The sequence below is a fragment of the Flavobacterium chungangensis genome, assembly GCF_042654045.1.
Lineage (GTDB): Bacteria > Bacteroidota > Bacteroidia > Flavobacteriales > Flavobacteriaceae > Flavobacterium > Flavobacterium chungangensis.
Genome location: NZ_JBHSFY010000014.1, coordinates 124,715 through 138,610 on the forward strand (window position 1 = coordinate 124,715; position 13,896 = coordinate 138,610).

Here is a 13,896-nt window from a genome sequence, read left to right on the forward strand (position 1 = left end):
CGTTTTTAACTTCAAAGATACTCACAAATATTTAATTTTTAGGTCAAAAAAAACTCCTCAAGCTTGAGGAGTTTTTTATACTATTTAGATAAAATCATTTTTTAAAATTAAGTAGTACTGATTGAGGAGCGTAATTAATATCAAATCCTTTTTCTAAAGATTTTTTCACTTGTTCAATATATTCTTCATTGACAGTTTTTTTATCATTAAATTCCATCAATTCTCTTTCAGTTTTTAATTCTGTTTCATTCCTAATTTCAAATATATCCCATTCAGAATAATCTTTCGGATTGATTAAACAACAAACTGTCTGTGGTCTAATACTATTTACAAATTCATCCAAATTACAAATCCCGTTTTCTAATTTATAATTCAACCAGTCTTTATCTGCAATATCAGAAACATGAAAAACATGCACTGTATTTTTTATCTTATTTAACAGTACAAGTTCTGTACAATTATATAAATGACCTATTTGAATAAAATGGTCTGAAATTTCAGATCTAAACTCTTTTTCAAAAACATCTAATTCTTCTGAAGTGTTTAAAAAACTAAATGGCTTTTCAAATTCATCATCATCACCATCAATAATTAAATTTGCTGGGATTGAAAGTAGATTGTCTCCAAAAATTTTATATTTATAAATTTGTCTGAAATTTTCAGGAAACAACAAACCACTTTCGATGTCCAATTGACAATATCCAGAATAATCTTCAAGTTGCTTTTCAAGCTCAAATAGTTTATTGTCCATTTTTAAATTTTAATTTTTTAGTAATTGAAAAACCTGATTGGCAATTTCATACTCCTCATCTGTCGGAACAACTAAAACTTTTGTAGTAGCATTTTCTGAATTGATTTCTCTTAATTCTTTAGAACGAATTTGATTTTTTGCTGCGTCAATTTCAATTCCAAAATAATTCATATCTGTACAAATCAAATTACGCATGTATGATGAGTTTTCTCCAATTCCCGCAGTAAAAACAATAGCGTCAAGTCCGTTTAGAGCTGCTGCGTAAGCACCAATCGTCTTTCTGATTCTATAAGCATTCATATGTAATGCCAACTGGCAATCTTTGTTTCCTTTTTCGGCTTCAGCTTCAATATCACGCAAATCACTGTAGCCTGTAAGACCAAGCATACCGCTTTGTTTCAGTAAAACAGCATTTACTTCATCTGGCGTATATCCTAAATTTTTAATCATATAAAAGACCACAGACTGATCAATATCTCCAGCACGAGTCCCCATGATTAAACCATTTGAAGGAGAAAACCCCATTGAAGTGTCAATGCATTTTCCATTTTTAACAGCGGCCATACTGCAGCCATTTCCTAAATGAATCGTAATTATTTTAGAATTATCTTTTAAATAATTAATGGCTTTTTCAGACACATATTTATGGCTCGTTCCATGAAAACCATAGACACGGACTTTATTTTCTGTCAAAAGATAATTTGGAATAGCATATTTATACGCTACTTCTGGCATAGTCTGATGAAAAGCGGTATCAAAAACAGCAATTTGCTCAGCAGAACTGAAAATCTCTTCTGCTACATTAATTCCTTCTAAATTTGCTGGATTATGCAAAGGCGCCAATTCAAAAAGTTGTTTGATCTTTTCTTTAACTTTCTCATCGATTTTTACGGTGTCACTAAAATCGCTTCCTCCATGCACAACACGATGTCCCACTGCCGAAATTTCTGAAGTCGATTTAATAACTCCTTTTTCAGCATCCAATAGCATATTGGCTACTTTTTGTAAACCTACTTTATGATTCGGAATTGGAAGCATTTCTTCGATTGAAGCTGTTGCTGTTTTAAAAGTTATATTTGAAGTTTCTAAACCAATTCTATCAATCATTCCAGAACAGATTACTTCGTTTTCTGGCATTACCATTAATTGGTATTTAATTGAAGAACTTCCTGAGTTTATTATTAGTATTTTCATTCTTTTTAAGTTGCTAAGGTTCTAAGAAGCTAAGATTCTAAGCGTTTTAGTTTATTATTTTTTTTATTGTTTTTACATTCCCTGCGCTTGAATCGCCGTAATAACTACCGTATTAATAATATCGTCTACAGTACAACCGCGACTTAAGTCATTTACGGGCTTATTTAAACCTTGTAACATTGGTCCGATTGCCAAAGCTCCAGTTTCTCTTTGAACGGCTTTATATGTATTATTTCCTGTATTTAAATCAGGGAAAATTAATACGCTTGCTTGCCCTGCTACTTCTGAATCTGGCATTTTGCTTTTTCCTACAGTTAAATCTACTGCTGCATCGTATTGAATTGGCCCTTCGATTTTTAAGTCTGGTCTTTTTTCTTTTACGATTGTTGTAGCCGCTCTCACTTTGTCTACTTCATCACCTTTTCCAGATGATCCAGAAGAATAAGAAAGCATCGCAATTTTTGGTTCAATTCCGAAAGCTAAACTTGATTCTGCAGAAGAAATTGCAATTTCTGCCAATTGTTCTGCCGTTGGATTTGGATTAATGGCACAATCTCCAAAAACAGAAACTCGATCTTCTAAACACATAAAGAACACAGAAGAAACTACAGATGAATTCGGTTTGGTTTTAATGAATTGTAGTGCTGGTAAAATGGTATGCTGTGTAGTGTGTGCCGCCCCAGAAACCATTCCGTCTGCGTGGCCTTTGTACACCATCATAGTTCCAAAATACGAAACATCTTCCATTAAATCTCTTGCCATTGTAATGCTTACGTTTTTCGCCTTTCTTAGCTCATAGTACGTATTAGCATAATCTTCATACATTTCAGATTCTATCGGATTGATAATGTTTACTTTAGAAAAATCAAATGTAAGTCCGAGTTCTGCAACTTTGCTTTCAATTTGTTTTTTGTCTCCAATAATAGAAATATCAACCACATCCATATCTAATAATCTTGAAGCTGCGGCAATAATTCGATCATCATTTCCTTCTGGCAATACAATATGTTTTCTATGCTGTTTAGCTCTTTTAACCATGTTGTATTGAAACATCTTTGGAGTCATTCCTTCAGGTTGGAAAGTGATTACTCTTTGCGATAGCGCTTCAATTTGAACGTACTTTTCAAAAGTGTTAATTGAGGTTTCAATCTTGTGTGTATTGTTAGCGTAAATCTCCGATTTAATCGAACCTATTTTATTGGTGATATGATAAGTTCCGCCATCAACAGCAATAATTGGGACAATAGGAGAAAGTCCTTCTATAAGCTTTAAAATACTTTCTTCTGGAACAATATTTCCTGTTAGGATAATTCCTGAAATAGTTGGGTAATTTGCTGATTCATTTGCTTGTAAAGCTCCTAAAATAATATCAGAACGGTCTCCTGGAGTAATAACTAACGCATTGTCATGCAAATGAACCAGATAATTATGCAATTGCATTGCTCCTACACTATAATGTCCAATTTCATTATTCAGATAATTTTCTCCAAATAGCACTTTAGCATTCAATTCATGTACAATTTCCTGCATGGTCGGATTATTCAAACTCGAAATAAGCGGAATTGTATTAATCAAAACATTTGAAGGCAAACTTTTTTGCAAGCTCGTAGTAACCAATTCTATATTTTCTGGCTGTACTTTATTGGCAAAAACGGATAATACTTCAACCTCTTTTACTTTGAAAGAATCATAAACCAGATATAAACTATCTAAAAGTTCTTCTAAGGTTTTACCAACACCTGAACCTACAATTATGGTTGGAATTCCGAGGTTTTTGGCAATCAAAACATTTAAGTCTAATTCGATAGAAGTTCCCTCGCCTGTAAAGCTAGTTCCTTCAACTAAAACAAAGTCAAATCGTTCTTCCAGCTTCTTATATTTCTCAATAATTAAATCTAGAACCTCTCCTATCTTACCTTTATTTTTTTTCTTGATCAATCTGCTCTTGGTAATAGCATACGCATCGTCAAACGCAATATCAAGGTTAAAATACGACAAAACAGTTTCGATATGATTATCTACCTCACCATCCACAAAATCTTCGATTATAGGTCTAAAATATCCTACTTTAGCCGTTTTACCAATTAAGATGCTCATTAAACCGAGCGTAATAATTGATTTACCACTATTATGGTCGCTAGTGGCTATATATATTGCTTTACTCATAATTATTTATATTTATTCTAAATAACAAAATTACATAAATACTATTTCTCTGGCTTGCAACAAATGTTAAAACCAGCGTCTTTTTTTGAAATAAACGATCAGGGCTACTACGAGCAAGAACATAATACCCATAACTACAAAATAGCCATTTTGGGTTTTAAGTTCTGGCATGTTTTCAAAGTTCATTCCGTACACTCCAACTATAAAAGTAAGCGGAATAAAAATTGCTGAAATAATCGTCAGCGTTTTCATGATTTCGTTCATTTTTCGGCTTTGTTCCGAGAAATAAAAGTTTGAGGCACTTTCCAGTGCGCTCATGTCAGATTCTATCTGCTCTAAAAGCTCTAGACTCTTTTGATGAAGTCTGATAAAGAAATTAAATGTTTCTTTCTGAATCAAACCGTTGGATTCGTCATCATCTTTAATCGTTTTTAGATAAAACAAAGAATCCCGAAGCGGTATAATGGAGCGTTTTAAGAAATTTAAATTATCGCGGTGATTTTCAATTTTCTCTAAAATAACGGGTTTCGCTTCTTTTTTGGTCAAATTGATTAATTCTTCAATTTTATCTTCTTCGTCTTCCAATGTGATGTAGAAATTCTCCATTACAGCGTCTAAAAGCAAATACAAGAGATAATCTACCTTTTTGGTTCTAACAATTCCTGCATGCGTACGTAAGCGCTCGCGAATATGGGTAAAGAAATCACTTCGTTTTTCTTGAAAGGAAATTAAAATTCCGTCTTTCAGAATAAAACTAATCTGTTCGACACTGATATTATCAGAATACTCAGAAGGCAAAAGTGATTTTATATTAAAGAACAGAACATTTTGCTGTTCTTCTAACTTGGTTCTTTTTGTTGTGTTTAAAATATCAGCTAAAAGAAAATCGTCAAGCTTAAAATGCGCTCCGATAGTTTTTATCAGATTAATATCGTTTAAACCATGAATATTGAGCCAATTGTTTTTAGTATAATCAAAACAAGAATTAAGGGCAAGAACTGTAAACTTATCATATTCAACAACATCATTATCATTATAAACAAAAAGTTGCATTTCTGTTTCGTGCTCTTTGTGGGTGCCAGTATACTCTAAAGTAATGTGTTGCAACTTACGTCCTTTCTTGTATTTGATCTTTCTCATCCATGAAAATTTACAATAGTAATATTACGAAAAAGAATCCGAACAGGAAATGACAATTATCAGTTTGTGGAAAACCTAGACTTAGATGAAACTGTGGTGCGTCTCTACGTTAATTGGTACAAACAAAAAAACCGAGCTAAAAATTCTCGGTTTATTTTGGTATATATTTAAATTCTCTACTTTTAATTTCTAAAAGTCTTCCATATCTTTTAGCAAAAGCTTGTTTTAAATTATTAGTTTCTGTACTTGATAAAGGATTTCTTGAACTAATAATAAATCCAAACCTTTTATCTTTTGGAATTCTTATTATTGTAGATTCAAAAATACTTATTGTGCTAATTATTTGATCTAAAGCAATCTTAACATCTTTCCCTTTTAATTCTATAAAATAAAAATCGTTGTTTAGATGTCTAGCAAATCCAAAATCACATTTTTGAACCTTTTTCGAAGCGATTAAACAATCGTCTATTCTTATTTTTGTAAAATCTTCTTTAGAATCAATTTCAAATCTTTTTCCATTTTCAGAAGCTACTTTACTTTTTGAACAACAACCTTGATTTGCTTTAATTAATTCATCAAAACTATTGTGCATATCGTAACTCTGTTAATTTATCAAACTCGTCTGAAATAATATCAGAAACTCCATCAATTGCATTTGTATCTATACTTCTAAACTCTTCATTTTTGATTGAATATACTTTCCCATCATTTCGTACTTCATAAACAGAAATTTCATCGTAATCAACCCACTTATTTTCTGAAACAATTAAGTTTATCTCTTCTTTCAAATCAGTATGTTCATTGAAAGTGTTTTTCGCTAGAATTAAAGTGTCTAATGAAGAGAGAATATAAGGGCTATGAGTAGTAATTACTAGATTATTCTTAGTTTCTTTTATTTTTTCTACTAAATAATTAATTAAGTTTTTTTGTTTAACTGGGAAAAGATTAAGTTCTGGTTCTTCCATCAAAATAGTTTTAACTTCTCCACTATCTGAATAATTAATCTCATATTCTAAAACCAATAACAATGGAAGCAAAGATTGTATTCCGCTTGAAGTCTTAGATAAAACATACTCTTTTTCTTCAATTTTAACATATTCTGATTCATTATCCCATTTGAAATTAATCCCAAATGATTCAAAATAAAGTTCTTTTATTTCTTTTCTTGCAACTTCATATCTTGCAGAAAAATCCTTAAAACAATTAGGCAAAGCAACATTATTTGCCCATAAACCAGATATAGATGAACTAAGCATAGAAACTAAAATCCTTTCAGCAGGAATGTATATTGGCGATGAATGAAGTGACTTATCAATATTTATAATTTGCTTAATCATTTTTTTTAAATCATCAACAACTCTATCTGCATATTGATTATTTTCATTATTTAAAATCTCATTAATTTTATTATTAAGATCTATTAAAGAATCTTTTTCAATATTTTTTTTTGTATCATTTGTTGGAGTAAATAAGAATTTACTTTTACGCGATTTCAAGTCATTTTTAGAGATCGTAATTCGTAAATTATCATGGATATATTCAAATGAAGATTCCTCTGTATCAAAATCAATATTGTAATGTCCTAATAGTCTATTGAACTCTCCAATTCTGTCAGCACCAAAAGTTAAATCATTATCTCTAAAGATCGTTATCAACTTCGCTAAAACGCTTTTCCCTGTAGAGGTATCTCCAATAAACACAACATATTTAGTCAAATCTATTTCAGCTTCTTTAATTGGTCCAAAATTTTTAACTATTAACTTTTCCATTTTTTATTTTCTAATTACAATGTAAATATAACAAAAAAACCGAGCCATTTCTGACTCGGTTTTCAATCTTAATACTTTGTACTAATTACTTAGTACTAAAGAATTATTTTACTTCTTCGAATTCAACGTCTTCAACGTTATCTCCAGAAGACTGCTCTTGTTGTGGAGCAGCTTGTTGTCCTTCACCACCTTGAGCGTACATTGCTTCTGTAGCTGTTTTCCAAGCTGCATTTACATTGTCTAATCCTTTTTGGATTGCGTCAAGATCTTGAGATTGGTGAGCCATTCTCAATTCAGTTAAAGCGTATTCGATAGCTGTTTTTTGATCGTCTGTCAATTTATCTCCTAACTCTTTCAATTGAGATTCAGTTTGGAAAATAGTACTGTCAGCTTCGTTCAATTTCTCAGCTCTTTCTTTTGCAATTCTGTCAGCATCAGCGTTAGCTTCAGCATCTTTTTTCATTTTTTCGATTTCTTCAGCTGTTAATCCAGAAGAAGCTTCGATACGGATATCGTGAGATTTTCCAGTTCCTTTATCAGTTGCAGAAACTTTGATGATACCATTAGCATCGATATCGAAAGTTACTTCGATTTGAGGAACTCCTCTTGGTGCTGGTGGAATACCGTCTAAGTGGAAACGACCGATAGTTTTGTTATCAGCAGCCATTGCTCTTTCTCCTTGTAATACGTGGATTTCAACAGATGGTTGAGAATCAGCAGCAGTAGAGAATACTTGAGATTTTTTAGTTGGGATAGTTGTGTTAGACTCGATTAATTTAGTCAATACACCACCCATAGTTTCGATACCTAAAGAAAGAGGAGTTACGTCAAGTAACAATACATCTTTTACATCTCCAGATAAAACTCCACCTTGAATAGCAGCTCCAATAGCAACAACCTCATCAGGGTTAACACCTTTAGAAGCTTTTTTACCGAAGAATTTTTCAACTTCGTCAGCGATTCTTGGCATACGAGTAGAACCTCCTACAAGGATTACTTCGTCGATATCAGATGTAGATAAACCTGCATCTTTTAATGCTTTAGCAACTGGCTCCATAGAACGTTTTACTAAAGAATCAGATAATTGCTCAAATTTAGCTCTAGATAATTTTTTCACTAAGTGTTTTGGTCCAGAAGCAGTAGCAGTTACGTATGGTAAGTTGATTTCTGTTTCAGCAGAAGATGATAATTCAATCTTAGCTTTCTCAGCAGCTTCTTTCAAACGCTGTAATGACATTGGATCTAAACGTAAGTCAATACCTTCTTCAGTTTTGAATTCGTCAGCTAACCAGTCAATAATAACTTGGTCAAAATCATCTCCACCTAAGTGAGTATCACCATTTGTAGATAATACTTCAAATACACCGTCTCCTAATTCAAGAACAGAGATATCAAAAGTACCTCCACCTAAATCGTAAACAGCAATTTTTTGATCATTTCCTTTTTTATCTAATCCGTAAGCAAGTGCAGCAGCAGTTGGCTCATTGATGATACGCATAACTTTAAGACCAGCGATTTCTCCAGCTTCTTTTGTAGCTTGACGCTGAGCATCGTTAAAGTATGCAGGAACAGTGATAACTGCCTCAGTTACTGTTTGACCTAAATAGTCTTCAGCAGTTTTTTTCATTTTTTGAAGTGTCATAGCAGACAATTCTTGAGCAGTGTATAAACGACCGTCAATATCCACACGTGGAGTATTGTTGTCACCTTTTACAACACTGTAAGGAACTCTTTTTGCCTCTTCTTGAGTTTCAGCAAAAGTGTGTCCCATAAAACGTTTAATAGAAGCAATCGTTTTTGTAGGATTCGTTACTGCTTGTCTTTTTGCAGGATCACCTACTTTAATTTCTCCACCTTCAACAAAAGCGATGATAGATGGTGTAGTTCTTTTTCCTTCTGCGTTAGGGATAACAACTGCTTCGTTACCTTCCATTACAGAAACACAAGAGTTCGTCGTACCTAAGTCAATTCCGATTATTTTACCCATTTTTTATATATTTAATTTTTGATTTAATTTTATAACTCAGGTGGCATAAGTCAATCTTTGTGCCAATATAAAAAACTAAATAAAATTGTCAGTTTTAGCGTCAGTGCCCTAAAAATCATCTGACAACATGACATTTCCAAAACCTGACATTCATGGCACAACATTGTATAACTGTCATTTTTTTTAGTACTATTAGCTTTTCATTATGATTTGAAAACTAATAATTATGACTTCAAAAATCTCTTGTAGAGGAAAATGAGAAATGGCAAAGAAGTTTCGACAGAAAGAAAATAAAATTTATGTTTTTAGTTTTTTGCTTTTGACTGAAGTGCTAAAAAACTTACATTCGTATTCTAGTTGCAAAAAAACATACAATCCTTAACCAATCATGAAGCAAATTTTACTATTACTTATTTTAGGTACAATAACTGCATGCCAAAACAAAAACTATCCAGATTTAATAAACAAAGAATCGAAATTTTCAGATTCAGATTTTACAAAAGAACATTTTCAAGAATTTTTGATTTACGAAGATATCACCACTAAAAACAGTAAATTACCTAAACCTAAACCTTCTGCAAAAAAACAATATCCTTGGATGCTATCAGTCTCTAAGGAACGTACAGAAGAAACTCTTAATCAAATTGAGAAATCTATAATCGCAATAACAGACGGTGCCTCTGATTATAATAAAGAACCTTCAAATTCTATTAACTTTTCTTCGCTGGTAGATAATTTTTATACAGAACAACAACTTTCAGAATATAGAAAAAATAGAAGCATAACTACACAAACTTCAATTTTAGATTATATAAAAGCCACGATTAAAAAATACGATTTGACCAACGAAAAAAATGAAAAAATAAAATTGAATGGAGAAGTTCTAGGTTTAGGTGGGGGTGGTTTTGAAGAAAAAAATGGAAAGCTTTTAGAAGGAATTGTATTTCAAACCCTTGGAATGGGAGATTCAAAATATTTAAGACTGAAAGGTTATGTAGATATTGAAGTAGAAATTCCAGTAGAATATGAAAAGATAGAAATTACCAAAAGTGATATTGGAGACAAATTTAGCATTGGAGGCCAAAAAATACAGATTTTAGAATTTGATGCTAATGCAATTCACTATAAATTATTTAATTCTGATTCCCAAAATTTCAGCGTTTATATAGACAATTGCAACGGAAATTATGGAAGTGTGCAATCTCCTGAAAATATTTATGATAAATTTAGAGACAATCAAGGATTAGACTATGCTTCCTTTTTGAAAAAATATAAAGAATTTGGTTTAGACAAAATGGAGAATCCTAATGAGGGTAATTTTGTTTCAGTATTAAAATCAGACGACTGCCAACTCGAAAAAGTCTTTTTCTACTGTTCAATAACTTCGAAATTGGCAAAAAAGACCATTAGGGTTCCTGTTAACATTCAAATAAAATAATAGGATTGACGGAAGCTTCATTTAATTCAAACCTAAAGAATAATTTGACTATGCACCACACATAATAAAAGACAGTAAAAATGAAACTAAGCCTCAAATTTATATTCCTTACTATACTATTTATCCCTATCTTAACATTGTCGCAAACAAACAAAAATTACATTGCTATAACTTACTCAAGCATATGTTGTGGGACACCATCTGAAAAACCTGTAATGGATTTTGTAAAAAAGGTTGAAAAAAAATTGAAACTAAAACCTTTTGAAATATTTATAGAAAATGGCTTAGGAAAAGAAGGTGAACATAGTTTTTATATTGGAACAGATAACTTGATTAACAATCAGTTAAAATCTTTTTGGAATAATCTAAAACACATAGCATATAATCAAAATCAATCCAGATCAAAAAATGAAAATGGGTTTGTAAATATAGAAGACAAACTTATATCTAATTCTACTTTGGAAAATATAAAAGCAAATCCAAGAACCAGTATTAGTTCGTTAGAAATTTATAATTACAAAGAATAAAATTGTATAAAAAATTCTTAATTAAAAATTAAACCCATTAACTTTACTATAACAATTTGATTTTCAATAAAAAAACTCAAAATGACTTCAGATATTCTTACTACGACATCAGATTCAGAAATTGTAACCACACGTATCCTGAATTTCCCGCAAGAACTTGTTTTTAAAGCTTGGAGCGATCCAGAACATTTGCAAAATTGGTGGGGTCCAAAAGGTTTTACTAATACTTTTCAGGAGTTTAACTTTTGCGAAGGCGGAAAATGGAGCTTCATTATGCATGGTCCAGAAGTTGGAAATTATGCCAATGAATGCGAATTCATCAAAATAGACAAACCCAATCTTATTGCTTGGAAACGCCATTCGAAACCACTTTTTCAAATCTTAACCACTTTTGAAACTGTTGCCGAAAAACAAACCAAAGTAGTTTTTAAAATGCTTTTTGAAACTGAGGCAGAATGCCAGAAATTAAAGCCTTATGTTGTCGATAAAAACGAAGAAAACTTTGATAAACTGGAAGTTGAATTATCTAAAATGTAATTATGAAAACTTAATTCCGTATTTTTACCTTATCATCAATCATTAAACAATCAAAAATCAATCACATGAAAAAAATTATCCTTCTAGCAATTTTTCTAATTGCTCAATCCTTTTATGCGCAAAACCAAGTCGCAAAAAAACCTGAAACCGTTATTATTATCAACAACGAAATTGCCACAATGGATCAAGTTATGAAATATGGCAATGAGGGTTATATCAAATCAATGAATAAAGGCGTTAGTGAAGAAAAGCGAAATGAATTAGCAAAAAAATTTGGCGATAAAATTGGCGATAGAGAATTTATATTGGTCGTAGAGGTTTTTACCGAACAAGAAAAAATCGAAAACGATAAAAAGATTAAAGACAATGCCTTAGATCCAAAACCTCAAGTCGAACAAAAACAATTTCTTTTAAATATCAACGATAAAGCAAAAGACTTTACTTTAAAACTTGTCGACGGCAAAGAGGTAAAACTTTCTGACTTAAAAGGAAAAGTAGTACTGGTTAATTTCTGGGCAACTTGGTGCGCACCATGCTTACAAGAGTTTTACGATGTTCCATCAAAAATTCTTGAACCTTTTAAAAATGACAACTTTGTGTTTTTAGCAATTTCAAGCGGAGAAAAAGAAACTGCAGTGGCTAAAAAAGTAGTGAAGTTAAAAAATGATGGCCTTAATTTTAATTTCGGCATTGATCCAAATAATATAATATGGAATCAATATGCTACAAATGCAATTCCTAAAAACTTTTTAATTGATCAAAACGGAATTATACAATATGTGGCAGTAGGAAATGCTGAGGGAAACCTAGACAAGATAGCAAGCGAAATTAAAAAACTGCTTTCAAAATAGATTATTGGACCGCTATTTATAATTTTGAAAACGAAAAAAAATTATGCACGCATAGTAATTTTGTGCTATTCGTTTGTTTTTTATTTGTAATTTCGGTTTTTCAATAAAATACAATATTAAAAATGGCTTCATTTACAAAAGAAATATCTTTCCGTTGGTCAGATCTTGATCCTAATTTTCACGTTCGCCACAGCGCCTATTATGATTTTGGCGCGCAACATCGTATCGAAATTTTAGAAGAATTGGGTTTAACATTAAAAGTAATGCAAACGCAAGGTTTTGGTCCTGTTTTGTTTAGAGAAGAATGTGTTTTTAGAAAAGAATTAAAACTTTCTGATAAAATATTCATTCATACTAAAACTTCAAAAATGAAAGCCGATGCTTCTCGCTGGTCGATCATACATGAATTTAGAAGAGAAGACGATACACTTTGCGCAACAATCACAGTTGATGGCGCGTGGATGGATACAAAACTGAGAAAACTAGCTTCTCCAACTCCAGAAATCGCGATTCAGGCTTTGAGTATTTTTCCAAAAAGTGATGATTTCGTTGGACTATAAACCAGTAAATCTTAATCTTATAAAAAAATCCCAAAAACAATTTTAAAACTTGTTTTTGGGATTTTTCTCTTAACCAAATTGTATTTTTAATTTCGTTATTCAAACTTTAATCCAAAGTTTACTTTTTCAAAAGTAGTACTGCAGGAAAAGGCAAATCGTCCGACATTAACAGTTCCGAAAATGCCGCCAACGGAATGTCCAGAATAAAATCCGCCAGCAGAAAATCGGCGAACCTGATATTTTAAAGCAATATCATTTACCCTCGAACTCAACTGTCCAAAAGCAATTACATGCGGGATAATTTCATAACTCCCAAAAACTTTGGGAACCAGTTTTTTGTAATAATCAAAACTTTCGTCAGTTTCATAATCAATAATTGACGAATGTAAATTTTCGAGGTTTCCGCCAATATAGGTGTTTTCAGAAAAATGCCAGGAGATACTGAAACCTGTAAAAGTTCCCTCATAACCGCTTCTAGAATCTACATAACCGATACCAATTGTAGCTCTAAATTTTTCGCAAATTTTCCCTATATACCCCACATAAGTGCGATCGATTTCAGACTTGTCAATTCCAGCACCAAAAATGATATTGTCTTCACACATCGTAAGAGCATACTGAAAATAAGCTGAATATTGATCTTGATTTGCCGCGACGACACTCCGGCCTTTATCGAGATCTATATTTGGGGAAATTAAGGTTGAGTTTATAACGGCGAAATCAAAAGTATTGAGTTCTTGGGCAAATGTGGGGACAGTGAGCAGGAGCAAAAGTAGTGTCTTCTTCATAATACTATTTTTTAAGGCTTACAACATTCTGATACTAAATTACATACATTTTTCCTGTTAATAAAAGAAGTTCTTTGAAGTGCGACATTACTCGTCAAAATACATTATTTTCATAATCAGCTTCATTTAATCGATAAAAACTCAATAAATCATCGATTATTAACACTAAAAACAATGAAACCATTTTG

At 31.8% G+C, this 13,896-nt stretch carries 13 protein-coding genes; 5 read left to right on the forward strand and 8 right to left on the reverse strand.

Annotated elements, in window-relative coordinates:
- Nucleotides 1–94: 94 nt before the first annotated feature.
- The 7 genes from ACFO3N_RS19810 to dnaK form a co-directional block, all read right to left on the reverse strand.
- A complete protein-coding gene (locus ACFO3N_RS19810) occupies nucleotides 95–751 on the reverse strand; it encodes a hypothetical protein (RefSeq protein WP_379800644.1) in 657 nt (218 codons plus the stop codon).
- 9 nt (nucleotides 752–760) lie between these two features.
- Nucleotides 761–1,945: an acetate/propionate family kinase gene (locus tag ACFO3N_RS19815; protein ID WP_379800646.1), complete on the reverse strand. Its 1,185-nt coding sequence runs from the start codon at nucleotides 1,943–1,945 to the stop codon at nucleotides 761–763.
- A gap of 72 nt (nucleotides 1,946–2,017) precedes the next feature.
- On the reverse strand, nucleotides 2,018–4,111 hold the full coding sequence (gene pta, locus ACFO3N_RS19820; RefSeq protein ID WP_379800648.1) for a phosphate acetyltransferase: 2,094 nt from the start codon (nucleotides 4,109–4,111) through the stop codon (nucleotides 2,018–2,020).
- 66 nt (nucleotides 4,112–4,177) lie between these two features.
- Nucleotides 4,178–5,251 carry a magnesium/cobalt transporter CorA gene (gene corA, locus ACFO3N_RS19825; protein ID WP_379800650.1) on the reverse strand — a complete coding sequence of 358 codons (1,074 nt, stop codon included), beginning with the start codon at nucleotides 5,249–5,251 and terminating at the stop codon, nucleotides 4,178–4,180.
- Nucleotides 5,252–5,402: 151 nt separating this feature from the next.
- A complete protein-coding gene (locus tag ACFO3N_RS19830) occupies nucleotides 5,403–5,843 on the reverse strand; it encodes a hypothetical protein (protein ID WP_379800651.1) in 441 nt (146 codons plus the stop codon).
- A complete protein-coding gene (locus ACFO3N_RS19835) occupies nucleotides 5,833–7,020 on the reverse strand; it encodes an AAA family ATPase (protein ID WP_379800652.1) in 1,188 nt (395 codons plus the stop codon). The genes ACFO3N_RS19830 and ACFO3N_RS19835 overlap by 11 nt, the downstream gene beginning before the upstream one ends.
- A 103-nt stretch (nucleotides 7,021–7,123) precedes the next feature.
- The gene (gene dnaK, locus ACFO3N_RS19840; protein WP_248726323.1) at nucleotides 7,124–9,007 is read right to left on the reverse strand and encodes a molecular chaperone DnaK; all 1,884 of its coding nucleotides are present in this window, start codon (nucleotides 9,005–9,007) and stop codon (nucleotides 7,124–7,126) included.
- A 388-nt stretch (nucleotides 9,008–9,395) separates the two neighbouring features.
- On the opposite strand from dnaK, the gene ACFO3N_RS19845 reads away from it, so the two are divergent.
- The 5 genes from ACFO3N_RS19845 to ACFO3N_RS19865 all read left to right on the forward strand — a co-directional run bounded on the left by ACFO3N_RS19845 (nucleotide 9,396) and on the right by ACFO3N_RS19865 (nucleotide 12,920).
- On the forward strand, nucleotides 9,396–10,445 hold the full coding sequence (locus ACFO3N_RS19845; RefSeq protein ID WP_379800653.1) for a hypothetical protein: 1,050 nt from the start codon (nucleotides 9,396–9,398) through the stop codon (nucleotides 10,443–10,445).
- An 80-nt stretch (nucleotides 10,446–10,525) separates the two neighbouring features.
- The gene (locus ACFO3N_RS19850; protein ID WP_379800654.1) at nucleotides 10,526–10,972 is read left to right on the forward strand and encodes a hypothetical protein; all 447 of its coding nucleotides are present in this window, start codon (nucleotides 10,526–10,528) and stop codon (nucleotides 10,970–10,972) included.
- Between the two features lie 81 nt (nucleotides 10,973–11,053).
- The gene (locus ACFO3N_RS19855; protein WP_379800655.1) at nucleotides 11,054–11,509 is read left to right on the forward strand and encodes an SRPBCC family protein; all 456 of its coding nucleotides are present in this window, start codon (nucleotides 11,054–11,056) and stop codon (nucleotides 11,507–11,509) included.
- A gap of 65 nt (nucleotides 11,510–11,574) precedes the next feature.
- Nucleotides 11,575–12,360, forward strand: coding sequence for a TlpA disulfide reductase family protein (locus ACFO3N_RS19860; RefSeq protein ID WP_379800656.1), 786 nt, complete (start codon nucleotides 11,575–11,577; stop codon nucleotides 12,358–12,360).
- 122 nt (nucleotides 12,361–12,482) lie between these two features.
- A complete protein-coding gene (locus ACFO3N_RS19865; RefSeq protein WP_057122622.1) occupies nucleotides 12,483–12,920 on the forward strand; it encodes an acyl-CoA thioesterase in 438 nt (145 codons plus the stop codon).
- A gap of 95 nt (nucleotides 12,921–13,015) precedes the next feature.
- On the opposite strand, the gene ACFO3N_RS19870 is transcribed toward ACFO3N_RS19865, so the two are convergent.
- A complete protein-coding gene (locus ACFO3N_RS19870; protein WP_379800657.1) occupies nucleotides 13,016–13,708 on the reverse strand; it encodes a hypothetical protein in 693 nt (230 codons plus the stop codon).
- Between the last annotated feature and the right edge of the window lie 188 nt (nucleotides 13,709–13,896).

What these genes read in the sequence shown, in the direction of transcription:
- ACFO3N_RS19815 (WP_379800646.1), bottom strand. Translation starts at nt 1,945, where the DNA reads ATGAAAATACTAATAATAAACTCAGGAAGTTCTTCAATTAAATACCAA.
- ACFO3N_RS19855 (WP_379800655.1), top strand. Translation starts at nt 11,054, where the DNA reads ATGACTTCAGATATTCTTACTACGACATCAGATTCAGAAATTGTAACC.
- ACFO3N_RS19865 (WP_057122622.1), top strand. Translation starts at nt 12,483, where the DNA reads ATGGCTTCATTTACAAAAGAAATATCTTTCCGTTGGTCAGATCTTGAT.
- ACFO3N_RS19845 (WP_379800653.1), top strand. Translation starts at nt 9,396, where the DNA reads ATGAAGCAAATTTTACTATTACTTATTTTAGGTACAATAACTGCATGC.
- ACFO3N_RS19870 (WP_379800657.1), bottom strand. Translation starts at nt 13,708, where the DNA reads ATGAAGAAGACACTACTTTTGCTCCTGCTCACTGTCCCCACATTTGCC.
- ACFO3N_RS19835 (WP_379800652.1), bottom strand. Translation starts at nt 7,020, where the DNA reads ATGGAAAAGTTAATAGTTAAAAATTTTGGACCAATTAAAGAAGCTGAA.
- ACFO3N_RS19810 (WP_379800644.1), bottom strand. Translation starts at nt 751, where the DNA reads ATGGACAATAAACTATTTGAGCTTGAAAAGCAACTTGAAGATTATTCT.
- ACFO3N_RS19830 (WP_379800651.1), bottom strand. Translation starts at nt 5,843, where the DNA reads ATGCACAATAGTTTTGATGAATTAATTAAAGCAAATCAAGGTTGTTGT.
- pta (WP_379800648.1), bottom strand. Translation starts at nt 4,111, where the DNA reads ATGAGTAAAGCAATATATATAGCCACTAGCGACCATAATAGTGGTAAA.
- dnaK (WP_248726323.1), bottom strand. Translation starts at nt 9,007, where the DNA reads ATGGGTAAAATAATCGGAATTGACTTAGGTACGACGAACTCTTGTGTT.
- corA (WP_379800650.1), bottom strand. Translation starts at nt 5,251, where the DNA reads ATGAGAAAGATCAAATACAAGAAAGGACGTAAGTTGCAACACATTACT.
- ACFO3N_RS19860 (WP_379800656.1), top strand. Translation starts at nt 11,575, where the DNA reads ATGAAAAAAATTATCCTTCTAGCAATTTTTCTAATTGCTCAATCCTTT.
- ACFO3N_RS19850 (WP_379800654.1), top strand. Translation starts at nt 10,526, where the DNA reads ATGAAACTAAGCCTCAAATTTATATTCCTTACTATACTATTTATCCCT.